The organism is Streptomyces sp. NPDC006435 (assembly GCF_040612315.1).
Taxonomy (GTDB): Bacteria; Actinomycetota; Actinomycetes; order Streptomycetales; family Streptomycetaceae; genus Streptomyces.
In genome coordinates, this window is sequence record NZ_JBEXPY010000005.1 from 87,936 (window position 1) to 111,573 (window position 23,638).

General features: G+C 71.0%; 20 protein-coding genes. 9 read left to right on the forward strand and 11 right to left on the reverse strand.

The window, feature by feature from the left end:
• The first annotated feature begins 70 nt into the window (after positions 1–70).
• Positions 71–1,000, forward strand: a complete 930-nt coding sequence (locus tag ABZZ04_RS08035) for an oxidoreductase (protein WP_356931349.1) — start codon at positions 71–73, stop codon at positions 998–1,000.
• A gap of 41 nt (positions 1,001–1,041) precedes the next feature.
• Here ABZZ04_RS08035 and ABZZ04_RS08040 read toward each other — a convergent pair whose 3' ends face one another.
• The 4 genes from ABZZ04_RS08040 to dusB all read right to left on the reverse strand — a co-directional run bounded on the left by ABZZ04_RS08040 (position 1,042) and on the right by dusB (position 7,826).
• Positions 1,042–1,452 (reverse strand): VOC family protein, encoded by a 411-nt coding sequence (locus tag ABZZ04_RS08040; RefSeq protein ID WP_356931350.1) that lies wholly within the window; start codon positions 1,450–1,452, stop codon positions 1,042–1,044.
• Between the two features lie 213 nt (positions 1,453–1,665).
• A complete protein-coding gene (locus ABZZ04_RS08045) occupies positions 1,666–2,646 on the reverse strand; it encodes a winged helix-turn-helix domain-containing protein (RefSeq protein WP_356931351.1) in 981 nt (326 codons plus the stop codon).
• A gap of 548 nt (positions 2,647–3,194) precedes the next feature.
• On the reverse strand, positions 3,195–5,933 hold the full coding sequence (ppdK, locus tag ABZZ04_RS08050; protein ID WP_356931352.1) for a pyruvate, phosphate dikinase: 2,739 nt from the start codon (positions 5,931–5,933) through the stop codon (positions 3,195–3,197).
• Positions 5,934–6,647: 714 nt separating this feature from the next.
• Complete coding sequence (gene dusB / locus ABZZ04_RS08055) at positions 6,648–7,826, reverse strand: tRNA dihydrouridine synthase DusB (RefSeq protein ID WP_356931353.1); 1,179 nt, start codon at positions 7,824–7,826, stop codon at positions 6,648–6,650.
• A gap of 70 nt (positions 7,827–7,896) precedes the next feature.
• On the opposite strand from dusB, the gene ABZZ04_RS08060 reads away from it, so the two are divergent.
• Complete coding sequence (locus tag ABZZ04_RS08060) at positions 7,897–9,378, forward strand: MFS transporter (protein ID WP_356931354.1); 1,482 nt, start codon at positions 7,897–7,899, stop codon at positions 9,376–9,378.
• A gap of 160 nt (positions 9,379–9,538) precedes the next feature.
• Here the strand turns inward: ABZZ04_RS08060 and ABZZ04_RS08065 are convergent, their stop codons facing one another.
• A complete protein-coding gene (locus tag ABZZ04_RS08065) occupies positions 9,539–10,459 on the reverse strand; it encodes a helix-turn-helix transcriptional regulator (protein ID WP_356931355.1) in 921 nt (306 codons plus the stop codon).
• Positions 10,460–10,611: 152 nt separating this feature from the next.
• On the opposite strand from ABZZ04_RS08065, the gene ABZZ04_RS08070 reads away from it, so the two are divergent.
• A complete protein-coding gene (locus tag ABZZ04_RS08070) occupies positions 10,612–12,030 on the forward strand; it encodes an MFS transporter (protein WP_356931519.1) in 1,419 nt (472 codons plus the stop codon).
• 81 nt (positions 12,031–12,111) lie between these two features.
• Here ABZZ04_RS08070 and ABZZ04_RS08075 read toward each other — a convergent pair whose 3' ends face one another.
• Entirely contained in the window at positions 12,112–12,378 is a 267-nt protein-coding gene (locus ABZZ04_RS08075) for a DUF6243 family protein (RefSeq protein WP_356931356.1), read from the reverse strand.
• Positions 12,379–12,632: 254 nt separating this feature from the next.
• On the reverse strand, positions 12,633–14,015 hold the full coding sequence (locus ABZZ04_RS08080; RefSeq protein WP_356931357.1) for a glycine--tRNA ligase: 1,383 nt from the start codon (positions 14,013–14,015) through the stop codon (positions 12,633–12,635).
• 221 nt (positions 14,016–14,236) lie between these two features.
• Here ABZZ04_RS08080 and ABZZ04_RS08085 point away from each other — a divergent pair, with 221 nt between their 5' ends.
• Genes ABZZ04_RS08085 through ABZZ04_RS08100 form a run of 4 tightly spaced genes read left to right on the forward strand, consistent with a single transcriptional unit; the run spans position 14,237 to position 17,440 of the window.
• Positions 14,237–15,214 carry a metal ABC transporter substrate-binding protein gene (locus ABZZ04_RS08085; RefSeq protein ID WP_356931358.1) on the forward strand — a complete coding sequence of 326 codons (978 nt, stop codon included), beginning with the start codon at positions 14,237–14,239 and terminating at the stop codon, positions 15,212–15,214.
• 38 nt (positions 15,215–15,252) lie between these two features.
• Positions 15,253–16,035, forward strand: coding sequence for a metal ABC transporter ATP-binding protein (locus ABZZ04_RS08090; RefSeq protein ID WP_356931359.1), 783 nt, complete (start codon positions 15,253–15,255; stop codon positions 16,033–16,035).
• A 2-nt stretch (positions 16,036–16,037) separates the two neighbouring features.
• Positions 16,038–16,946: a metal ABC transporter permease gene (locus ABZZ04_RS08095; protein ID WP_356931360.1), complete on the forward strand. Its 909-nt coding sequence runs from the start codon at positions 16,038–16,040 to the stop codon at positions 16,944–16,946.
• A gap of 59 nt (positions 16,947–17,005) precedes the next feature.
• Positions 17,006–17,440 carry a Fur family transcriptional regulator gene (locus tag ABZZ04_RS08100; RefSeq protein WP_148835023.1) on the forward strand — a complete coding sequence of 145 codons (435 nt, stop codon included), beginning with the start codon at positions 17,006–17,008 and terminating at the stop codon, positions 17,438–17,440.
• Between the two features lie 54 nt (positions 17,441–17,494).
• Here the strand turns inward: ABZZ04_RS08100 and ABZZ04_RS08105 are convergent, their stop codons facing one another.
• From ABZZ04_RS08105 to leuA, 4 genes are all read right to left on the reverse strand, one after another.
• Complete coding sequence (locus tag ABZZ04_RS08105; RefSeq protein WP_356931361.1) at positions 17,495–18,316, reverse strand: isoprenyl transferase; 822 nt, start codon at positions 18,314–18,316, stop codon at positions 17,495–17,497.
• A gap of 36 nt (positions 18,317–18,352) precedes the next feature.
• Positions 18,353–19,099, reverse strand: coding sequence for a DNA repair protein RecO (recO, locus tag ABZZ04_RS08110; protein ID WP_356931362.1), 747 nt, complete (start codon positions 19,097–19,099; stop codon positions 18,353–18,355).
• Between the two features lie 68 nt (positions 19,100–19,167).
• The gene (locus ABZZ04_RS08115) at positions 19,168–19,839 is read right to left on the reverse strand and encodes a TerB family tellurite resistance protein (protein ID WP_356931520.1); all 672 of its coding nucleotides are present in this window, start codon (positions 19,837–19,839) and stop codon (positions 19,168–19,170) included.
• 241 nt (positions 19,840–20,080) lie between these two features.
• On the reverse strand, positions 20,081–21,868 hold the full coding sequence (leuA, locus tag ABZZ04_RS08120; RefSeq protein ID WP_356931363.1) for a 2-isopropylmalate synthase: 1,788 nt from the start codon (positions 21,866–21,868) through the stop codon (positions 20,081–20,083).
• Between the two features lie 294 nt (positions 21,869–22,162).
• Between leuA and ABZZ04_RS08125 the strand changes: the two genes are divergently transcribed.
• A complete protein-coding gene (locus ABZZ04_RS08125) occupies positions 22,163–23,239 on the forward strand; it encodes a M4 family metallopeptidase (RefSeq protein WP_356931364.1) in 1,077 nt (358 codons plus the stop codon).
• A gap of 47 nt (positions 23,240–23,286) precedes the next feature.
• Positions 23,287–23,553, forward strand: a complete 267-nt coding sequence (locus tag ABZZ04_RS08130) for a protealysin inhibitor emfourin (protein ID WP_356931365.1) — start codon at positions 23,287–23,289, stop codon at positions 23,551–23,553.
• The last annotated feature ends 85 nt before the right edge of the window (positions 23,554–23,638 follow it).

Here is a 23,638-nt window from a genome sequence, read left to right on the forward strand (position 1 = left end):
CGGCCCCGGCCGGTCACGAGCCCCGGACCGCACCGGTCCGGTCGGGGCCCCGCCACCGTACGCTTGGGCCATGAGCAAGGGCTGGAACGCGAGCGACATCCCGGACCAGAGCGGCCGCACTGCCGTGGTCACCGGAGCCAACAGCGGGCTCGGCCTGTGCACCGCGCGGGAGCTGGCCCGGTGCGGCGCGCGGGTGCTGCTCGCCTGCCGCGACGAGGAGCGCGGCAGGGCGGCCGAGTCCCGCATCCGGACGGCCGTGACCGGCGCGGACGTGGAGTTCGTACCGCTCGACCTGGCCGATCTGGCGTCCGTGCGCGAGTTCGCCGAGAAGCGCGTGCCCGAGCGGATCGACCTGCTGATCAACAACGCGGGCGTGATGGCCCTCCCGTACGGGAAGACGGCCGACGGCTTCGAGCGGCAGTTCGGCGTCAACCACCTCGGGCACTTCGCCCTGACCGGGCTGCTGCTGCCGAGGCTCCTCGACACGCCCGGGGCGCGGGTGGTGAGCGTCTCCAGCGGGCTGCACGCCCTGTCGAACATCGACATGGGGGATCTCAACAGCGAGCGGAACTACCGCCGCTGGATCGCCTACGCCCGCTCGAAGACGGCCAATCTGCTCTTCGTGCACGAGCTGGCCCGGCGGCTCGCGAGGGCCGGATCGGGTCTGGTGGCAGCCGCCGCGCACCCGGGATACGCGTCGACCAACCTGCAGACCGCCGCCGCCCGGATGGAGAACCGCAGGATGGTGGAGCGGGTGTTCGGGTTCGGCAACCGGATCATCGCCCAGCCCGCGTCCATGGGTGCGCTGCCCACGCTGTACGCGGCCACCGCGCCCGGTGCGTCCCCCGATTCGTTCACCGGGCCGGGCCTGCTGGGCTGGCGCGGTGCGCCGGCCCCGTCCCGGCGGGCGGGCTGGACGCTGGACGACGTGGCGAGCGAGCGGCTCTGGGTGGCGTCCGAGCAGCTCACGGGGGTGACGTACCCGGGGCTCTCCTCCTGAGACCCGGTCCCCCGCGGGCCATCGGCCATCGGCCGTCGGCCTCAGCCCTGGGCCTCGACGGCGGCCGGGTCCATCCACACGACCTCCCAGATGTGGTGGTTCGGGTCCTGGAAGGAACGGCCGTACATGTGGCCGTAGTCCATCGTCTCGTTGGCGGGCGAGCCGCCGGAGGCGAGGGCGGCGTCGACCAGTCGGTCCACCTCCTCCCGGCTGTCGGCGCTCAGGGCGAGGATCACCTCGGCGGACTTCGAGGAGTCGGCGATCTCCTTCTTGGTGAATTCCTTGAAGCGCGGCTCGGAGAGAAGCATCGCGAAGATGGTGTCGCTGATGACGAGGCAGGCGGTTTTCTCGTCACTGAACTGCGGGTTGCACGAGAAGCCCAGCTTGCCGAAGAAGGACTTGGTCGCTTCGAGGTCCTTGACCGGCAGGTTGACGAAGATCATCCGAGACATGGCCGCTTCGCTCTCTGTTGTTGCCCGAACGCTGTTGTTCGAGCGTGTACGACAGGTAGACGGCCGGGCTTCCCGGAACTCATCGCCGTCGGCGAAGGAAATCCGCAGAAGTTTTCTCGCCACGGGTCGATGGGCCCGGCGATGCGGCCGACGGGCCCGGCTGGTGCGGTCGACGGGCCCCGCCACACGGCCGACGGGCCCGGCGGGTGCGCCTCATGACATGGCGAGCGGGGCGCCGCCCCGGAGCAGTGATCCGCCCAACGGGGTCAGCGTGTGCAGGACCGAACCGCCGTGCCGCATCGTGTGGATCAGGCCCGCCTCGCGCAGCACACAGGCGTGCTGGCTCGCCGAGGCGAGGGAGACCCCGGCGCGCAGGGCCAGTTCGCTGGTCGTGCAGCCGTTGCCGATGGCGTTCAGGACGGTGGAGCGGGTGTTGCCGAGGAGTCTGCCGAGCCAGGGGCCGGGTTCGGGCTCGGCGAAGACGGGGGCCCTGGAGTGGGTGACGGGGTAGACGAGGACCGGTGGGAGCCGGGGGTCGCGGTAGACGACGGGGGTGACGCGGCAGAAGTAGGACGGCTGGAGCAGCAGCCCCCGCCCGTCCAGCCGGATCTCCCGGTCCACGGGGTAGTCCGCCTCCAGCACGGGCGCCCGCCAGCGGATCATCGGCGGCAGGGAGGCGAGCAGTTCGTGCGCGCCGCCGTCCAGGAGCGCGCGGCCGCGTATGGCGCGGTCGGCCTCGACGCTGGCCCGGATGTGCGGCCAGTACGGCTCGATCGCGGCGCGGTGGTAGCCGCGCAGGGCGCCGACGAGCCGGGCGATCTCCCCCTCGTCGCCGCCCGGACAGCGGGCCGCGTCGCGGCGTTCGGCGGACAGCAGGGCGAGCTCGGCGCGGACGCGGGCGGGCGACGTGCCGCGCAGGGCCTCCATTCCGGCGTCGATGCCGTAGGGCTCGCCGCCTTCCTGAGAAGGCGTCAGAAAATCCGGAAAATAGCCGCGCGGTGGAATCACGGCGGCCAGCAGGCGTACTTCACCACTCAGCCGGGGCCGGGTTTCCGTACGCCATTTCCCGAACACCGCGGAACCGCGCCGGTCCCGCAAGCGGTGAAAACTCAGAATGGTTTCCCACAGTGCATCCGGCCGGGTGGCCATCCTCACCTTGGAGAGGTCCACTCCGGACATATGGATACGCAGCACCGGGCCCCCACCTGTTGCACCTGCAATTACCCCCGCCCAAGAGTATGCGACCCGTAACAGCACGTCACCACGAGGTTTCGGCCACAGGTGAAACGCCTCGCCCTCGGGGCATGTCACCCGAAAAGCTGTACGACGTCGGGTGCGTATCCGGAGCCACCGGAAGAGCGAGTGAAGGCCGTGGGGGGTTTTGCTCGTTCGGCGGCGGTGCGCGACGGTGCGGCTCCGTACCCGATGGGGGTAACCCCGGGGCGGTCCATGGGTGGGGATCCATGGACCGCGTCCCGGCCCTTCCAGCCCACTTCTTTGCGTATTGAACGAACCAGCGATTGAACGAACCCATGAATGGGCGAAGAAAAGGCCGACCTTCGAACAGACATTGCCCCGGGGCAAAGCGAGGCGGCGACACCCCCGCACAGGGTGTCGCCGCCTCCGGGGTTCCGGAACCGCCGCCGGGCCGGTGAGGGTGGTGTTCCGGCGGCGGCTCCGGGTCAGGGACCGCGGTGTCGGGTCGAGGACCGCGCTGTCGGGTCAGGGACCGCGTCGTCGGGTCAGCGGCTGTCGCTGCCCTGCGATTCCGCCGCCGCCCGGCCCGCTTCGAGGCGGGCGACGGGGATGCGGAACGGGGAGCAGGACACGTAGTCCAGACCCACCTCGTGGAAGAAGTGCACCGACTCCGGGTCGCCGCCGTGCTCGCCGCAGACCCCGAGCTTCAGGTCCGGGCGGGTGGCCCGGCCGGCCGCGACGGCGCTGCGGACCAGCGAGCCGACGCCGTCCTTGTCGATCGTCTCGAACGGCGACACCCCGAAGATGCCCTTCTCCAGGTACGCGGTGAAGAACGAGGCCTCCACGTCGTCGCGGGAGAAGCCCCACACCGTCTGGGTCAGGTCGTTCGTGCCGAAGGAGAAGAACTGCGCGGCCTCGGCGATCTGACCGGCGGTCAGCGCGGCGCGCGGCAGCTCGATCATCGTGCCGATGGTGAGCTTCAGCCGGGTGCCGGTGGCGGCCTCGACCTCGGCGATGACCTGGTCGGCCTCCTCGCGGACGATCTCCAGCTCCTGGACCGTGCCGACGAGCGGGATCATGATCTCGGCGCGCGGGTCGCCCTTGGCGTTCTTCCGCTCGGCCGCGGCCTCGGCGATCGCCCGCACCTGCATGGCGAACAGGCCCGGGATGACGAGACCGAGGCGCACGCCGCGCAGGCCCAGCATCGGGTTCTGCTCGTGCAGCTTGTGCACGGCCTGGAGCAGGCGCAGGTCGTTCTCGTTGGCGTCCTTGCGGGACTCGGCGAGCGCGACGCGCACCGACAGCTCCGTGATGTCCGGCAGGAACTCGTGCAGCGGCGGGTCGAGCAGCCGCACGGTGACGGGCAGCCCGTCCATCGCCTCGAACAGCTCGATGAAGTCGGCCTTCTGGAGCGGGAGCAGCTCGTCCAGCGCCGCCTCGCGCTCGACGTCAGTGTCCGCAAGGATCAGCTTCTCGACCATCTCGCGGCGCTCGCCGAGGAACATGTGCTCGGTGCGGCACAGGCCGATGCCCTGGGCGCCGAAGCGGCGGGCCCGCAGCGCGTCCTCGGCGTTGTCGGCGTTGGCCCGCACCCGCAGCCGGCGCACCCGGTCCGCGTACGCCATGATCCGGTGCACGGCGGCGACCAGCTCGTCGGCGTCGTCGGCACCCGCGTGCATCCGGCCCTCGAAGTACTCGACGACCGGGGACGGCACGACGGGGACCTCACCGAGGTACACCTTGCCGGTGGAGCCGTCGATGGAGACGACGTCGCCCTCCTCGATGACCCGGCCGCCCACCGTCATCCGACGGCGCTTGGTGTCGACCTCCAGGTCCTCGGCGCCGCAGACACAGGTCTTGCCCATGCCGCGCGCCACGACGGCGGCGTGCGAGGTCTTGCCGCCGCGCGAGGTCAGGATGCCCTCGGCCGCGATCATGCCGTCGAGGTCGTCGGGGTTGGTCTCGCGGCGGATCAGGATGACCTTCTCGCCGGAACGGGACCACTTGACCGCGGTGTACGAGTCGAAGACGGCCTTGCCGACGGCGGCGCCCGGCGAGGCGGCGATGCCCCGGCCCAGCAGCTCGGTCCTCGCGTCCTCGTCGAAGCGCGGGAACATCAGCTGCGCCAGCTGCGCCCCGTTGACCCGCTGGAGCGCCTCGGCCTCGTCGATCAGGCCCTGGTCGACGAGCTGGGTGGCGATCCGGAAGGCGGCACCGGCGGTGCGCTTGCCGACCCGGGTCTGGAGCATCCACAGCCGGCCGCGCTCGATGGTGAACTCGATGTCGCACAGGTCCTTGTAGTGCGTCTCGAGGGTTTCCATGATCTGCATCAGCTGGTCGTACGACTTCTTGTCGATCGACTCCAGCTCGGCGAGCGGCATGGTGTTGCGGATGCCGGCGACGACGTCCTCGCCCTGCGCGTTCTGCAGGTAGTCGCCGTAGACGCCCTGGTGGCCGCTGGCCGGGTCACGGGTGAAGGCGACACCGGTGCCGGAGTCGGGGCCGAGGTTGCCGAAGACCATCGAGCAGACGTTGACGGCGGTGCCGAGGTCGCCGGGGATGCGCTCCTGGCGGCGGTAGAGCTTGGCCCGGTCGGTGTTCCACGAGTCGAAGACCGCCTTTATGGCCAGGTCCATCTGCTCGCGCGGGTCCTGCGGGAAGTCGCGCCCGGCGTCCCGCACGACGATCTTCTTGAACTGCTTGACCAGCTTCTTGAGGTCGGCCGCGTCCAGGTCGACGTCGACCGTGACGCCCTTGGCCTCCTTCGCCGCCTCCAGCGCCTCCTCGAAGAGCTCGCCGTCGACGCCGAGGACGGTCTTGCCGAACATCTGGATGAGCCGGCGGTAGGAGTCCCAGGCGAACCGCTCGTCACCGGCCTGCGTGGCGAGACCGGCCACGGACTCGTCCGAGAGGCCGATGTTGAGGACCGTGTCCATCATGCCGGGCATCGAGAACTTCGCGCCGGAGCGGACCGAGACCAGCAGCGGGTCGTCGGCCTGGCCGAGCTTCTTGCCCATCCGCGTCTCAAGGGCGTCGAGGTGCGCGCTGACCTCGTCGCGCAGCTCCGCCGGCTCCGCGCCGCTCTCCAGGTAGACCTTGCAGGCCTCGGTGGTGATGGTGAAGCCCGGAGGGACGGGGAGACCGAGGTTGGTCATCTCGGCGAGGTTCGCGCCCTTGCCGCCGAGGAGATCCTTCAGATCCTTGTTGCCCTCGGTGAAGTCGTAGACGAACTTCTGGCCCTGGGTCTCCGGGGTGGTTACCTGGGGATCTTTGTTTTCCGACACGGGTCTCGACTCCTCGAGGACGCGGTGGCTGCCCTGACGGCGAGGAACATACCCAGATCGAAGGTGTCTGGGTACGTCCACTTGCGCGTCATGAGGTCTCAACCACCCGTCCGCCAGCAGATCGAAAGTGACACGATCTCCCTCCCGATCGGCATCATTCATACAACTCTTGAACACATAAACACGTAACGTGGCGAGATTCCCTCACATTGATCACCATGCGCATTGGAAGCGTCGATCGATCAAAGTGAGACCTCCTGGCACCCAGTGCCATCATTTGAGAAATGCAGTTCTCGAAATTACGCTCATCTGAGCGATGAAGCTCTCAGGGTGGCGAGAATCACTCTACGGACGACGCTCAGATGTCACCATCCGGACGCCTGATCGGCGGGAGGAGGTCACGTAGCGATCATCGGAAGTGAGCCGAGCGTGATCCAACCCGGGGTGCGACGCCCGTTCCCGATGGGTTCGAGACACGTTCCGACCGAACCGTCGCCGAATCCCGCCGAATGAAGCGCTCAGATGAGCGGGGCAAAAGAAGAGGCACGCGGTGCCCATGGCGCCGCGTGCCCAGAGGGACCGGAGGAGTCCCGGAAGGGGAGGCCCGGGAGCGTTCCCGGACGCCGCCTCCCGGCCTCCTTCACCCGGTCCCCGACCGCCCCCGACCGTTCTCCCGGTCACCCCCGGAGCCGGTCCCGGCCGGTCCCGGCGGTCTCAGCCGCCCGAGGTGTCCAGTTCCGCGTCCGGGCTGACGCCCGCGCAGTCGTACGGGTCCTTCAGCCAGCCGTCCGGCAGCACCACGCGGTTGTTGCCCGAGGTGCGCCCGCGCGGCCCGTCCGCGCCGTCCGGCCACGGCTGGTCCAGGTCCAGCTCCGCGAGCTGCCCGGCCAGCTCCTCCAGCGAGGAGGTGACCGCGAGCTTCTTGCGCATCTCGGAGCCGACCGAGAAGCCCTTGAGGTACCAGGCGACGTGCTTGCGGAAGTCGATCACGCCCCGCGCCTCGTCGCCGATCCACTCTCCGAGCAGCGTCGCGTGCCGCACCATGACGTCGGCGACCTCGCGCAGCCCCGGCGCCGCGCCGGTACGGGGCGCGTCCGCGCCGGACGCCCTCTCCCCCGCGCCCTCGAAGGCGTTCACCAGGTCGCCGAAGAGCCAGGGCCGGCCCAGGCAGCCGCGCCCCACGACCACGCCGTCGCAGCCGGTCTCACGCATCATCCGCAGCGCGTCGTCCGCGCACCAGATGTCGCCGTTGCCGAGGACGGGGATCTCCGGGACGTGCTCCTTGAGCCGGGCGATGGCGTCCCAGTCGGCGGTCCCGCCGTAGTGCTGGGCGGCCGTCCTGCCGTGCAGGGCGACGGCCGTGACGCCCTCCTCGACCGCGATCCGGCCCGCGTCCAGGTAGGTGGTGTGGTCGTCGTCGATGCCCTTGCGCATCTTGATGGTGACCGGCAGGTCGCCCGCGTTGGAGACCGCCTGGTTGAGGATCGCGCGCAGCAGCGGCCGCTTGTACGGGAGGGCCGAGCCGCCGCCCTTGCGGGTCACCTTGGGGACCGGGCAGCCGAAGTTCAGGTCGATGTGGTCGGCGAGGTCCTCGTCGACGATCATCCGGACGGCCTTGCCGACGGTGACCGGGTCCACTCCGTACAGCTGGATCGAGCGCGGGGTCTCGCTCGCGTCGAAGTGGATGAGCTGCATGGTCTTCTCGTTGCGCTCGACCAGCGCCCGCGTGGTGATCATCTCGCTGACGAACAGCCCCTTGCCGCCGGAGAACTCCCGGCACAGGGTGCGGAAGGGGGCGTTGGTGATGCCGGCCATGGGGGCCAGCACCACGGGCGGCTGCACCGTGTGCGGGCCGATCCGGAGCTGCGGGGGCGAGGGGGCGAGCGTGGTCATTGCTCCATTGTCGCGTACCGGGCGAGGCGGCCCACCGGCGGAGTTCGTTAGTTAAACGTACTATCCATGTATGCCTGAGCTGAGCCCCCGCCGACGGCAGTTGGTACTGGCGATCTGCTGCATGAGCCTGCTGATCGTCAGCCTCGACAACACCGTGCTCAATGTCGCCCTGCCCGCCATGCAGAAGGAGCTGCACGCCACCGTCGCGGGCATGCAGTGGACGATCGACGCCTACACCCTCGTCCTGGCCTCGCTGCTGATGCTCGCGGGCTCCACCGCCGACCGGATCGGGCGCCGGAAGGTCTTCAAGGCCGGGCTCGTCCTGTTCACCCTCGGTTCGCTGCTCTGCTCGCTGGCGCCGAACCTGGAGTCGCTGGTGGCGTTCCGGATGGTGCAGGCGGTGGGCGGCTCGATGCTCAACCCCGTCGCGATGTCGATCATCACCAACACCTTCACCGACCCGCGCGAGCGGGCCCGCGCCATCGGGGTGTGGGGCGGTGTCGTCGGCATCTCCATGGCCGCGGGACCGCTGGTCGGCGGTCTGCTGGTGGACTCGGTCGGCTGGCGGTCGATCTTCTGGGTCAACCTGCCGGTCGGGATCGCCGCGTTCCTGCTCACCTGGCGCTACGTCCCCGAGTCCCGCGCCCCTCGGCCGCGCCGCCCCGACCCGGTGGGACAGCTGCTGGTGATCGGGCTGCTCGGCTCGCTGACGTACGCGATCATCGAGGCGCCCTCGGCGGGCTGGACCTCGGCCCGCATCCTGGTCTTCGCCGCGCTCGCCGCGGGCTCGCTCGCCGGACTGCTGCTGTACGAGCCCCGGCGCGCCGAGCCCCTCATCGACCTGCGGTTCTTCCACAGCGCCCCGTTCAGCGGCGCCACCGCCATCGCGGTCTGCTCGTTCGCCGCGCTGAGCGGGTTCCTCTTCCTCAACACCCTGTACCTGCAGAACGTGCGCGGGCTGAGCGCCCTGCACGCAGGTCTGTACATGCTGCCGATGGCGGCCCTCACCTTCGTCTGCGCGCCGCTCTCGGGGCGGCTCGTCGGCAGCCGTGGGCCCCGGCTGCCGCTGCTCGTGGCGGGCGTGGCCATGACGGCGTGCGGGGTGCTGTTCGCCGCGCTCGACGCGGAGACGGACGACACCCTGCTGTTCACCGGCTTCGTGCTGTTCGGGCTCGGCTTCGGCATGGTGAACGCGCCGATCACCAACACCGCCGTCTCCGGGATGCCGCGCGCGCAGGCCGGGGTGGCGGCCGCGGTCGCCTCGACCAGCCGGCAGATCGGCGGGACGCTCGGGGTCGCCGTGATCGGTGCGGTGCTGGCGGCGGGGGTGGCGGGCACCGGGTCGCCGCGCGGCGCCGCGTACGCCACCGCCTTCGTGGACGCGAGCAAGCCCGCCTGGTGGATCATCGGCGGGTGCGGGTTGTGCGTGCTGCTGGTGGGGGCGCTGACCAGCGGGCGCTGGGCACGGGAGACGGCCCGGCGGACCGCGGAACGGCTGGAGCCGAAGTCCTCCCCGGCCGGGGACCGGACCTCGGCGGACTCCAGGTCCTGAAGGGCCCCACCGACGGCCGGGCCTCCACCGGGGGCCGGCCTCCCGGCCGCCTGCCGCCCGGTCAGAGGTCGTCCGGCCCGAAGGCCGCCGGTCGTCCGGTCGTCGGTCGTCCGGGCCGAACGCCGTCGATCGCCCGGCCCGAAGGCTGTCGGTCACCCCGTCAGAGGTCGTCCGACAGGCTCCGGAGGCGCCGCAGCCGCTGCGCGGTCTCCTCGTCGGCGGGGGCGTACGTCACCATGCGCGGCCCGGACGAGGGGCCGAGCCACAGGTCGGTGTGTTCCAGACGGAGCAGTCCGACGTGGGCGTTGCGGAAGACCTTGGTCCGGGAGCCGGCGCCCACCACCTCGTGCCGCGCCCAGATCTCCCGGAACTCCGGCAAGAGCTCCAGCCGCTGGAGGAGCGCCTTCCACGCGGGCTCGGCCAGGTGCTCGGCCATCGCCCTGCGGAACTTGGCGGCCATCAGCCGGGTCACCCCGGGGAGGTCCACGACGGAGGAGCGCCACTGCGGATCGGTGTACGCGAGGATCATGCAGTTGCGGTCCTCGGGGGCGACCGCGTCCAGGTCGCAGAGCAGCCGGGCGTAGGTCCTGTTGTACGCGAGGATGTCGTAGCGGCTGTTCTGGACGCAGGCCGGGATGGGGTCCAGCTGTTCCAGCATCCGGCGCAGCGCCGGGGTCACGCTCGGGTACTCCGTGCCCGGCGACGGGTCGACGGCGGCGGCCAGCGAGAAGAGGTGGCCGCGCTCGCCGGGGTCGAGCAGCAGGGCGCGGGCGAGGGCGTCGAGGACCTGGGGCGAGACCTGGATGTCGCGGGCCTGCTCCAGCCAGGTGTACCAGGTGACGCCCACGGCGGAGAGCTGGGCGACCTCCTCGCGGCGCAGTCCGGGGGTGCGCCTGCGCGGTCCCCGGGGCAGCCCGACCTGTTCGGGGGTGATCCGCTCGCGGCGGCTGCGCAGGAAGTCCGCGAGCTCGTGGCGGCGGATCTCGGGCGCGGACTGCTCCGCGGGGCGCGGGAGTTCGTGCCGTGCCGGGGCCGGTCGCGTCCCCGGTGCCCCGGGCGGGTTCTGCGCCATCGTCGTCATGCCTCCAGCGTGCCGAACGGGCCGACCCCGTACCTGGTGCTCCTGATACCAGGATAAGGACACTCTGGTACCAGGCTGGGCGAGCGGCGACGCTCGGTGGCGTGAGTCAATCAACCGTACGGACACAAGGCATCGCCCCCTCCCCCGCCGCGGTGCGGCACGACCGCTCCGCGCCGGTCCTCGGTGCGCTCGGGCTGTTCACCGTGCTGCTCGGTGCGGCGCTGCCGCTCATCGACTTCTTCATCGTGAACGTCGCCCTGCCGACGATCGACCGCGACCTGGCCGCCGGTCCCGCCGTGCTCGAACTGGTCGTCGCGGGGTACGGCCTCGCCTATGCCGTGCTCCTCGTGGTCGGCGGCCGGCTCGGCGACATGGTGGGGCGGCGCCGGCTCTTCCTGCTGGGCATGGCCGCCTTCGGCATCACCTCGCTCGCCTGCGGGCTCGCCCCGGACGCCTGGACGCTCGTCGGGGCGCGGGTCGCGCAGGGGGCGGCGGCCGCGCTGATGCTGCCGCAGGTGCTCGCCACCATCCAGGCGGCCACCTCGGGACACCGCAGGGCACGGGCGATGAGCCTGTACGGGGCGACCGCCGGGCTCTCCATGGTCGCGGGCCAGATGCTCGGCGGGGTCCTCGTCGCCGCCGCACCGCTGTCCTCGGTGTTCGGCCAGAGCGCGGGGTGGCGTTCGGTGTTCCTGGTGAACGTGCCGGTGGCGGCGGTGGGGCTGGTGCTGGCCGCCCGCGCGGTGCCGGAGACCCGCTCGGACCGGCCCTCGCCCGTCGACGTGCCGGGCACGCTGCTGCTGACCGCGTCGCTGGTGACGCTGCTCGCCCCGCTGACGGAGGGGCGCGCGGCCGGGTGGCCGGTGTGGACCTGGGTCTGCCTGGCCCTGTTCCCGTTCTCCGCGTACGCCTTCTACCGCGTCGAGCTGCGGGCCGACCGGCTCGGGCGGGAGCCGCTGGTGCCGCCGAGCCTGCTGCGGCTGGAGTCGCTGCGGCGCGGGCTGGCCCTGGTGGTGCCGTTCTCGATCGGCTTCGGCGGCTTCATGTTCGTCATCGCGGTCGCCCTCCAGCAGGGGCTGCGGCTGGGTCCGGCGGCGGCGGGACTGGCGCTGGCCCCGATGGCGGCGGCCTTCTTCGTGGCGTCGCTCGCCGGTCCTCGGCTGGTGCGGCGGTACGGCAGCCGGGTCGTGACGGCCGGCGGGCTGATCCAGGCGGCGGGTGTGCTGGTGCTCGTGCTCACGGTGTGGGGGAGGTGGCCGGGCCTCGGGCCGCTGGGACTGCTGCCGGGCGTGGCGGTCGCCGGGCTGGGGCAGGGGCTCCAGCTGCCCGTCCTCTTCCGCATCGTGCTCTCCGGCGTACCGGCCGCGCGGGCCGGGGTCGGCGGCGGGGTGATGACGACGACCCAGCAGGCGTCGCTGGCGCTGGGCGTGGCCACGCTCGGCACCCTGTTCCTCTCGCTGGTCCCGGGCTCGGGCATGCGGGACGCGCTGGTCGTGACGCTGCTGGTGCAGCTGGCCGCGATCGTGCTGACGACGCTGCTCAGTCTGCGGCTGCCGCGCCGGGTGGCGTGAGCGCGGAGCGTCGGGCAACGGGCGTGGGCCCGGATCACCTGGTGATCCGGGCCCACGGTCGTACGGATGGTGCGGAGAGCGTCAGCCCCGGTCCGACGCGTCCTGTCCGGCGGCGTCCGGCTGCGCGGAGGCGTCCGCGGTGTCCGCGGTGTCCGGCTGTGCCTCCGGCGACGCGGGGGCCGTGCCCGGCTGGGCGCGCTCGCGCATCCTGCGCAGCAGCTCCTGCTTCTGGTCGGCCGCCGCCTTGCGGTCGGTGACGCGGGCGGAGCCCACGCCCTGCTGGTCGGCGCGGGACAGCTTCTTGCGCTGTCCGCCCACGCCGAGGAGGTTGTTGCGGCTCTTGGCCACGGTGTTCTCCCGTTCATGGTGCGAAGTGAGGTCTGGGGCGACCTGGGTTCAGTCCGGTGAGCGGCGGGTGGTCGGACCCGCCGCGCTCTCACTCGTAGATCTGGAAGAACGAATACATGGCGGCACCGTACCCCGGCCCGCTCCGTCGTCGCACCCGCTTTTCGCCAGGCCGGGCGCAGGCCCGGACGTGGGTGCGGGCACGCCGAAGCCCCGGCTCCGTGCGGGAACCGGGGCTTCGTGGGTGGTGCGGTGGATCAGCAGCCGATGAGGCGGGCGGCGAGGTACGCCTGGATCTGGTCCAGGGAGACGCGCTCCTGCTTCATGGTGTCGCGCTCGCGCACGGTCACCGCGTTGTCGTCGAGGGTGTCGAAGTCGACGGTGACGCAGAACGGGGTGCCGATCTCGTCCTGACGGCGGTAGCGGCGGCCGATGGCGCCCGCGTCGTCGAACTCGATGTTCCAGTTCTTCCGCAGGTCGGCCGCGAGGCCCTTGGCCTTCGGCGACAGCTGCTGGTTGCGCGACAGCGGCAGGACGGCGACCTTGACCGGCGCCAGGCGCGGGTCGAGACGCATCACGGTGCGCTTCTCCATGACGCCCTTGGCGTTGGGCGCCTCGTCCTCGATGTAGGCGTCGAGGAGGAAGGCGAGCATCGCGCGCCCGACACCGGCCGCCGGCTCGATGACGTACGGGGTCCAGCGCTCGCCGGCCTCCTGGTCGAAGTAGAGCAGGTCGGTGCCCGAGGCCTCGGAGTGCGCCTTGAGGTCGTAGTCCGTGCGGTTGGCGACGCCCTCCAGCTCACCCCACTCGCTGCCGCCGAAGCGGAAGCGGTACTCGATGTCGGCGGTGCGCTTGGAGTAGTGGGAGAGCTTCTCCTTCGGGTGCTCGTACCAGCGCATGTTCTCCTCGCGCATGCCGAGGTCCGTGTACCAGTTCCAGCGCTGGTCCATCCAGTACTGCTGCCACTCCTCGTCCTCGCCCGGCTTGACGAAGAACTCCATCTCCATCTGCTCGAACTCGCGGGTGCGGAAGATGAAGTTGCCCGGCGTGATCTCGTTGCGGAAGGACTTGCCCATCTGGGCGATGCCGAACGGCGGCTTCTTGCGCGAGGTCTGCAGGACCTGGCCGAAGTTGGTGAAGATGCCCTGGGCGGTCTCGGGGCGCAGGTAGGCGACCGAGCCGGAGTCCTGGGTCGGGCCGAGGTGGGTGGAGAGCAGGCCCGAGAACTGCTTGGGCTCGGTGAAGGTGCCCTTGTTGCCGCAGTTGGGGCAGTTGAGCTCGGCCAGGCCGTTCGCGGGCGCGTGACCGTGCTTCTCCTCGTACGCCTCCTCCAGGTGGTCGGCGCGGAAGCGCTTGTGGCAGGAGGTGCACTCGGTCAACGGGTCGGTGAACGTGGCGACGTGGCCGGAGGCGGACCAGACCTCGGGGGCCAGGATGACCGACGAGTCGATGCCGACCACGTCCTCGCGCGCGGTGACCATGTAGCGCCACCACTGGCGCTTGAGGTTCTCCTTCATCTCGACGCCCAGCGGCCCGTAGTCCCAGGCGGCCCGCTGGCCTCCGTAGATCTCGCTGCAGGGGTAGACGAAGCCACGGCGCTTGCTCAGGCTGACGATGGAGTCGATCTTGTCGGCGGCCACGGTGCTCTCTTCATTACGACGACGAAAACGGACAGGGGTGACGCGAAGCGCCTCGGTGGGGGGTGGTGTTCAGGAGGCGTGTGGGCGAATACCTCAGATTACCGGCGGGCACGCCCCTCCGATCAAATCGGTATCGGCACGGCCGGTCACCACTGCCGGTCACATGGTCATCTCATCGGGCTTGTTGACAATCGTTTCCAGTTTTGTTGAAAATGACTGTCATGAACGTAAGCCGCCTCATACCCACCGCCGCCATCGCCGGAGCGGTCGCCCTCGGCCTCACGGCCCTCACCGCCTGCTCCTCCTCGGACGCCGCGGACCGCAAGAACGGCGACAAGCTGGACGTGGTGGCCTCGTTCTACCCGATGCAGTTCCTGGCCGAGCGCATAGGCGGCGACCACGTCTCCGTCACCACGCTGACCAAGCCGGGCGTCGAGCCGCACGACCTGGAGCTCAGCCCGCGGCAGATCGGCGGACTCACCGACGCCGACTACATCCTGTACCTCAAGGGCATCCAGCCCGCCGTGGACGACGCCATCGAGCAGTCCGGGGCGAAGGACGCCGTCGACGCCGCGACGCTCACCACGCTGGAGAAGCACGGCACCGAGACCGGCGGCGACGACCACGACCACGGGGCCGAGGGCGACGAGCACGGTCACGAACACGGCGACGAGGCCGGCGGCGACCCCCACGTCTGGCTGGACCCGGTGAAGTACGCCGAGGTCGCCGAGGGCGTCGGCAAGTCCCTGGAGAAGGCCGACCCGGACCACGCCGCGGACTACCGCAAGAACACCCGGGCCCTGGTCACCGAGCTCGACGGCCTGGACAAGGCGTTCGAGGACGGGCTGCGGACCACCGCCACCAGGACCTTCATCACCACCCACTCCGCCTTCGGCTACCTCGCCGAGCGCTACGGCCTCCTCCAGGAGGGCATCGCCGGCGTCGACCCCGAGGCCGAGCCCAGCCCCGCCCGGATCGACGAGATCCACACCATCGCGAAGAAGGACGGGGCCACCACCGTGTTCTTCGAGACGCTCGCCAGCGACCGGACCGCGAAGACCCTCGCCCGGGACACCGGTCTGAGGACCGATGTCCTGGACCCGCTCGAAGGAATCACGGACAAGTCCGAGGGCGCCGACTACACCGAGGTCATGCGGTCCAACCTCGCGGCCCTCCAGAAGGCGCTCGGCGCGAAGTGACCCACGCAACACCCGCCACAGCAGCATCGGAGGCGTCCATGCCCGAGTCCGGAAGCACCACGCCCGACCCCGTGATAGCCCTGCGGGGCGCCACGGCCACGCTCGGCGCGCGCCCGGTGCTGCGCGGCATCGACCTGACCGTCCATCGCGGCGAGGTCGTCGCCCTGCTCGGCGCCAACGGTTCGGGCAAGTCGACCGCCGTGCGCTCCGTCATCGGCCAGGTCCCGCTCACCGGCGGCTCCGTCGAACTGTTCGGCACCCCGCTGCGCCGCTTCCGCTCCTGGGCGCGCGTGGGCTACGTGCCCCAGCGCACCACGGCGGCCGGCGGCGTCCCCGCCACGGTCCACGAGGTCGTCTCCTCCGGACGGCTGTCCCGGGCGCGGCTGGGCCTGCTCCGCCGGGCCGACCGGGCCGCCGTCGACCGGGCCATCGAGCTGGTCGGCCTCGCCGACCGGGCCAAGGACTCGGTGGACGCGCTCTCCGGCGGACAGCACCAGCGGGTGCTGATCGCCCGTGCGCTGGCCGCCGAACCGGAGCTGCTGATCATGGACGAGCCGATGGCCGGCGTCGACCTGGCCAGCCAGGAGATCCTCGCCTCGACCCTGCGCGAACAGGTCGCGGCCGACACCACGGTCCTGCTCGTGCTGCACGAGCTGGGCCCGCTGGAGCCGCTGATCGACCGCGCGGTCGTGCTGCGCGACGGCTGTGTGATGCACGACGGGCCGCCCCCGAAGGCGCTGGGCCAGCACGCCCTGCCCGGCCACGACCACGTACACCCCCACGCGGCCTCCGAGCCCGTCCGGACGGGACTGCTGAGCTGATCATGGAATTCCTCGAACCCCCCTTCATGCAGCGGGCCCTGCTCGCCGCCGTACTGGTCGGCGTCATCGCCCCCTCCGTCGGCGTCTACCTCGTCCAGCGCCGCCAGGCCCTGATGGGCGACGGCATCGGGCACATCGCGATGACCGGTGTCGGCCTCGGCTTCCTGCTCTCCACCAGCCCGGTGTGGATGGCCACGGCCGTCGCCGTCGCGGGCGCCGTCGTGATGGAGCTGATCCGCTGGTACGGGCGCACCCGCGGCGACATCGCGCTGGCCATGCTGTTCTACGGCGGCATGGCGGGCGGCGTACTGCTGATCAACCTCTCCGACACCGGCTCCAACGCCAACCTCACCTCGTACCTCTTCGGTTCCCTGGCCACGGTCTCCCCCGAGGACATCACCGCGATCTGCCTGCTGGCCGCCTTCGTGCTGCTGGTGACGCTGGGGCTGCGGCGGCAGCTGTTCGCGGTCAGCCAGGACGAGGAGTTCGCCCGGGTCACCGGGCTGCCGGTGCGCGCGCTGAACCTGCTGGTCGCCGTCACCGCCGCGGTGACCGTCACCGTGGCGATGCGGGTCGTCGGGCTGCTGCTGGTCAGTGCGCTGATGGTGGTGCCGGTCGCGGCCGCCCAGCAGATCTCCCGGTCCTTCAAGGTGACGTTCGTGCTGGCGGTCGCCATCGGCACGGCGGTGACCCTGGCCGGCACCGTGACCTCGTACTACCAGGACGTCCCGCCCGGCGCGACGATCGTGCTGCTGGCCATCGCGGTCTTCGTCGCGCTGACGGTGCTCGCGACCCCGCTGGCCAGGAGGCGCGCCCGCCTCGGCGACACGGCGGCCCGGGAGTGCACCCTGGAGGTGTCGGCGACGGAGGTGCCGGACGCCCGGCCCGCCGCGGACGATCTCCGGGTCTGAGGCCCCGGCGGGCTGGCACAATGGCCCGACACAGGTACGGGCGACACGAGGAGGCTGCTGTGGCGACGGCGCCGATCAGTGGAACGAACGCGGCCCCGGTACGTGGCCGGTCCACCCGGCAGCGGGCGGCGGTTGCTGCGGCGCTCGACGAGGTGGACGAGTTCCGCAGCGCCCAGGAGCTGCACGACGTGCTCAAGCACCGCGGCGACTCCGTCGGGCTGACCACCGTCTACCGCACGCTCCAGTCCCTCGCCGACGCGGGCGAGGTGGACGTGCTGCGCACCACGGACGGCGAGTCCGTGTACCGCCGCTGCTCGACCGGGGACCACCACCACCATCTGGTGTGCCGGATGTGCGGCAAGGCCGTGGAGGTCGAGGGTCCCGCCGTGGAGCAGTGGGCGGAGACGATCGCCTCCCAGCACGGGTACGTGAACGTCGCGCACACCGTGGAGATCTTCGGTACGTGCGCGGAGTGCGCGGCCACGAAGGAGTGACGGCACGGACACGGCCGAGGGGCCCGGGGCGGCATGCCCCGGGCCCCTCCGCGTTCACCCCGCGGGCTGCTGCGACGCCTCCACCGCGCCGCCGAAGCGGCGGTCGCGCTGGGCGTACTCCAGGCAGGCCCGCCACAGGTCGCGGCGGTCGAAGTCCGGCCAGAGCACGTCCTGGAAGACCATCTCGGCGTAGGCGCTCTGCCAGATCAGGTAGTTGGAGGTGCGCTGCTCGCCGCTGGGGCGGACGAAGAGGTCGACGTCCGGCATGTCCGGGTAGTAGATGTACTTCGCGAAGGTCTTCTCGTTGACCTTGGACGGGTCCAGCTTCCCGGCCGCGACGTCCCGCGCGATGCGCTGCGCGGCGTCGGCGATCTCGGCCCGGCCGCCGTAGTTGACGCAGAAGTACAGCGTCATCTTGTCGTTGTCCTTGGTCTGCTCCTGGGCTACCTGGAGCTCCTGGACGACGGACTTCCACAGCTTGGGCATGCGGCCCACCCAGCGGATGCGGATGCCCAGCTCGTCCATCTCGTCGCGGCGGCGGCGGATGACGTCCCGGTTGAAGTTCATCAGGAACTTCACCTCTTCCGGGGACCGCTTCCAGTTCTCGGTGGAGAACGCGTACAGCGAGAGGTTCTTGACCCCCATCTCGATGCAGCCCTTGAGGACGTCCATGACGACGCCCTCGCCCACCTTGTGCCCCTCGGTGCGCGGGAGGCCGCGCTCCTTGGCCCAGCGGCCGTTGCCGTCCATCACGACGGCCACGTGCTTGGGCACGAGCTCGCCGGGGATCTTCGGGGGCGTGGCACCGGACGGGTGCGGCTCCGGGGTCTTGTAGTCGCGCCGGTTACGGCCGCCGAGCATCCCGCGTACTGCCATGAAACTGTCTCGCTCCCTGTGCCTGATCTGCCTGTGTCACTTCTCTACGTACCGCAGTGAGCGCAATCCGCGCTCCAGATGCCAGTGCAGATAGGCGGACACCAGTCCGCTCCCCTCCCTGACATGACGCGGCTCGCACGCGTCCGCCGTGTCCCAGTCGCCGCTGAGCAGAGCGCTCAGCAGGGTGACGGCCTCAGCCGAGGGTACGACGCTGCCGGGCACCCGGCAGTCGGCGCATATGACGCCGCCCGCCGCGACGGAGAAGAACCGGTTGGGTCCGGGCATTCCGCACTTCGCGCAGTCCTCGAAGCTGGGGGCGTAGCCGTTGACGGCGAGGGAGCGCAGCAGGAACGCGTCGAGGACCAGGTGCGGCTCGTGCTCGCCGCGGGCCAGGGTGCGCAGTGCGCCGACGAGCAGCAGGTACTGCTGGATGGCGGGTTCGCCCTCGTGGTCGGTGAACCGCTCGGCGGTCTCCAGCATCGCGGTGCCCGCGGTGTAGCGGGCGTAGTCGGTGACGATGCCGCCGCCGTACGGGGCGATCGTCTCGCTCTGGGTGCACAGCGGCAGACCGCGGCCGATCAGTTCGCTGCCGCGGGCGAAGAACTGCACGTCGACGTGGGAGAAGGGTTCCAGCCGCGCCCCGAACTTGGACTTCGTGCGCCGCACCCCGCGGGCCACCGCCCGCACCCGGCCGTGGCCGCGGGTCAGGATCGTGATGATCCGGTCGGCCTCGCCCAGCTTCTGCGTGCGCAGCACCACGCCGTCGTCCCGGAACAAGCTCATGGGTCCATTGTCCGGCACGGAAACGGTTCCCCGGCCCGTCCTCCGCCCGGCCGGGGGCGGCCGGGGCGTCAGGAGGGGGTGCGGGCCGCCTCGGCGAGGAGCCGGGCGGTGTCCTCGGCGCCGATCCGCAGCGCGCCGCCGATCGTGGTCAGCACCTCGCGCTCGGCCGGGCCGTAGGGGCCGTCGGCGAGCGCGACCCGGGCGGCCTGCAGCAGGATCGATTCGCGTCCGGCGGCGGCCAGGTGCGGGGCGAGGGGGCCCAGCGCCTCGTGCAGTTCGATGACGAGGGCCGCTCCGCACGCCTCGGCCGTGGGGTCGGGGGCGGGGCCGATGTCGGCGGCGAGGACCTCGACGACGGTGCGCAGCTGTTCCTCGGTGCAGTCGTCGAATCCGGCGCCGCGCACGATGGCCGCCGCGGTCTCCAGGACCGGGCGGGAGGTGGCGCCGCCCGCGGTGAGGACGCCGAGCACGGCGGTGTGGACGGCTTCCCTGAGCATGGCGGAGAGCCGGGTGGTGGTGGGGTGGTCGAGGGTGTCGGTACCGAAGCGGTCCCGGCAGGCGGCGCATTCGACGACGGGGCCCACGGTGCCGCGCCGCAGCACCGGTACGCCGAGGACCGCGAAGCGGCGCCGGCCGACGACCCGGCGGTAGTTGCGGTCGCCGCCGCAGCCGGGGCAGAAGAACTCGCCGTCGCCCACGGGGTCCCAGGCCGTGCGGACGCCGCAGATGCGCAGCTTCATGGCACGTCGTCCCAGGGCTGACCGCACGTCGAACACCTCCGTAACTCCCCCGTGGCCCGAAGGGCACGGGAGGTGCCCCCTCCGGCAACATTGCCGCGTGAACGTGATGTTAACCACAGTCGTGATGTGACGTCAGTACCCCGATCGCGACAACCGCCCGGAGATGGCCGAACCCCGCCCACCGGACACGGGTGGACGGGGTTCGGACCGGGGGCGGCTCACCGCCCCCGGAGGGACCGGGTCAGCGGGCGGCGCGGTTGACCGCGGAGACGACCGCCTCCAGCGAGGAACGCGTGGTGTTGGCGTCGATGCCGATGCCCCACAGGACCTTTCCGTCGATCGCGCACTCGATGTACGAGGCGGCCTGGGAGCTGGCGCCCTCGCTCATGGTGTGCTCGCTGTAGTCCAGCAGGCGGACGTCGATGCCGATGCCCTGCAGCGCTTCGAAGAAGGCGGAGATCGGACCGTTGCCGGTGCCGGTCAGCACGGTGTCCGCGCCGTCCACCGTCGCCTCGACGGTGATCGTGTCCCGGCCGTCGGCGCCGGTCGTGACCTGTCCGGTGCGGATGCGCACCCGGCCCCAGGTGTTCTCCGGGTTCGGCAGGTACTCGTCCTGGAAGGTGGCCCAGATCTGCGTCGGGGTGACCTCGCCGCCCTCGGCGTCCGTCTTGGCCTGGATGATCCGGGAGAACTCGATCTGCATCCGGCGCGGCAGGTCCAGCTTGTGGTCGTTCTTCAGGACGTAGGCGATTCCGCCCTTGCCGGACTGCGAGTTGACCCGGATGACGGCCTCGTAGCTGCGGCCGACGTCCTTCGGGTCGATCGGCAGGTACGGCACGGCCCACTCGATGTCGTCGACGGTTTTGCCCAGGGCGGCCGCGTCGGCCTCCATGGCGTCGAAGCCCTTCTTGATGGCGTCCTGGTGGGAGCCGGAGAAGGCGGTGTAGACCAGGTCGCCCGCGTAGGGGTGGCGCGGGTGGACCTCCATCTGGTTGCAGTACTCGCTGGTGCGGCGGATCTCGTCGATCTGCGAGAAGTCGATCTGCGGGTCGACACCCTGCGAGAACAGGTTCATGCCCAGGGTGACCAGGTCGACGTTGCCGGTGCGCTCGCCCTGGCCGAACAGGCAGCCCTCGACGCGGTCCGCACCGGCCATCAGGGCCAGCTCGGCGGCGGCGACGGCGGTGCCCCGGTCGTTGTGCGGGTGGACGGACAGGCAGACGAACTCGCGGCGCGACAGGTTGCGCGACATCCACTCGAACCGGTCCGCGTGCGTGGAGGGCGTCGAACGCTCCACGGTGGCGGGCAGGTTGAGGATGATCTCGCGGCCCTCCTCCGGCTGCCAGACGTCGCAGACGGCCTCGCAGACCTCCAGGGCGAAGTCCAGCTCGGTGTCGGTGAAGATCTCGGGGCTGTACTGGTAGCCGAAGATCGTCTCCGGGCCCAGCAGCTTCTCCGCGTACTCCATGACCAGCCGGGTGCCGTCCACGGCGATCTGCTTGATGTCGTCCTTCGAGCCGCGGAAGACGACCCGACGGAAGGTGGGCGCCGTGGCGTTGTACAGGTGCACGGTGGCGCGGTGGGCGCCGACCAGGGACTCCACGGTCCGCTCGATCAGGTCCTCGCGGGCCTGGGTCAGGACGGAGATGGTCACGTCCTCGGGGATCGCGCCCTCTTCGATGATGGAGCGGACGAACGCGAAGTCGGTCTCGCCGGAGGACGGGAAGCCGACCTCGATCTCCTTGTAGCCCATGCGTACGAGCAGGTCGAACATCTCGCGCTTGCGGGCCGGCGACATGGGGTCGATCAGGGCCTGGTTGCCGTCGCGCAGGTCGGTGGACAGCCACCGGGGGGCGACGGTGATCCGGTTGTCCGGCCAGGTGCGGTCGGGGATGTCGACGGCCTCGTACACGCCGTACTTGTGGATCGGCATCCCGGAGGGCTTCTGCAGCCGCGTCGCGTTGGTGATCGGCGTGGGGCGGCCGACGGGGGTCGCGGCGGTGGTCTGGGCGGGATCTGCGGCGGTCATGGCGTACGGCTCCTCGGGGTCCAACCAATGGGACGGCCGACTGTGTCGCTGCAACACAAGACTCCGCGGGGAGGGGGTCGGCCTACGACTACAGGCCCTCGCCGCGGCAGCTAAGAAGAAGCAGCCCGAAACGCATGATGCGACGAGGTTAACCGAGAGGCTCCTGATGCGTCGGTCCCGTATCAGTATGCGGGACCGGCGACAGGAAACGCCCAACAGTGACAGATCACTCCATTTCGTCAATCCTGAGCCGTTCCAGTGACATCACCGTCACCCGGTGTCACAGTCGACCGTATGCCGACTCAGTCTCAGCACGGGTTCCACCCCGTCTTCTGCACCATCGTTCCGCCCCACCTCCTCGACAAGCTGTCCCAGTCCGACAACCCCGATCTCGCCGGTCCCGCCCGGCGCACCCTGGAGGCCGACGCGGCCCGCCGCACCCGGCGCCAGATGGCCACGGTCGTCACCGTGCCCGCCTCCCCCGCGACCGGCGGCGAGGCGTCCGACAAGCCCGACCGCACGCTCTACGACTGCCGCAACGGCACCCAGCTGCCCGGTACCAAGGTCCGCGGCGAGGGCGAGGACCCGACGCAGGACGCCAGCGTCAACCGCGCGTACGCGGGCCTCGGCTCCACCTTCGAACTGCTGCTCAAGGCGTACGGCCGCCGTTCGATCGACGGCAACGGGCTGCCGCTGATCGGTTCCGTGCACTACGACGAGAAGTACAACAACGCCTTCTTCGACGGCGAGCAGATGGTCTTCGGCGACGGGGACGGCGAGATCTTCGTGGACTTCACCGTCGCCATCGACGTGATCGCCCACGAACTGACCCACGGCCTGACCCAGTACACCGCCAACCTGAGCTACTACGGCCAGTCCGGCGCGCTCAACGAGTCGATGTCCGACGTCTTCGGTTCCCTGGTCAAGCAGTACACGCTGGGCCAGAGCGCCGACCAGGCCGACTGGCTGATCGGCGCCGGGCTGCTGGCACCGGACGTCCAGGGCGTCGCCCTGCGCTCGATGAAGGCGCCGGGCACCGCGTACGACGACGACGTGCTCGGCAAGGACCCGCAGCCGGCGTCGATGGAGGACTACATCCACACCGGCGACGACAACGGCGGGGTGCACCTCAACTCCGGCATCCCGAACCGTGCGTTCTACCTGCTGGCGACGGCGCTCGGCGGCAACGCGTGGGAACGCGCCGGGCAGCTCTGGTTCGATGTGCTCACAGGTGGTCGACTGGCCGTGGACGCGGACTTCGCGGACTTCGCCCGGCTGACGGTCGACGCGGCCCGCAGCCGCTTCGGGGAGGGCGACGAGACCGAGGCCGTCCTGAAGGCGTGGTCGGAGGTGGGCGTCCCGACCGCGTAGGGCGATCCGGCCCGAGCGGCCCCGCCCGGCGACGGAGGACACAGCACATGCGGATTCAGGTGAGCAGGACCGGCGGTTTCACCGGTGTCGCGCGGCGACGCGAGGTCGACACCGCCGGACTGTCCGATGCGCCGGAGTGGGAGGCGCTGGCCGAGTCGGCCCTCGCCTCGGGCCACGACGCCCCGCCCGAGGGCGTGCCGGACGGCTTCCGGTACCGGATCACGGTCGGCGACCGTACGGTCCACTGCGCGGACCCGAAGCTGACCGACGCGCAGCGGGCGCTGGTCTCACGCGTGCTGAAGGAGGGCGCGTGAGGCCGATTCCTCCCGGCTGACGCCGTCGGGCCGGGCGGGGAGCGGCGACACCGCCGTACCCCGCCCGGCCCGACGACTCCGCGGC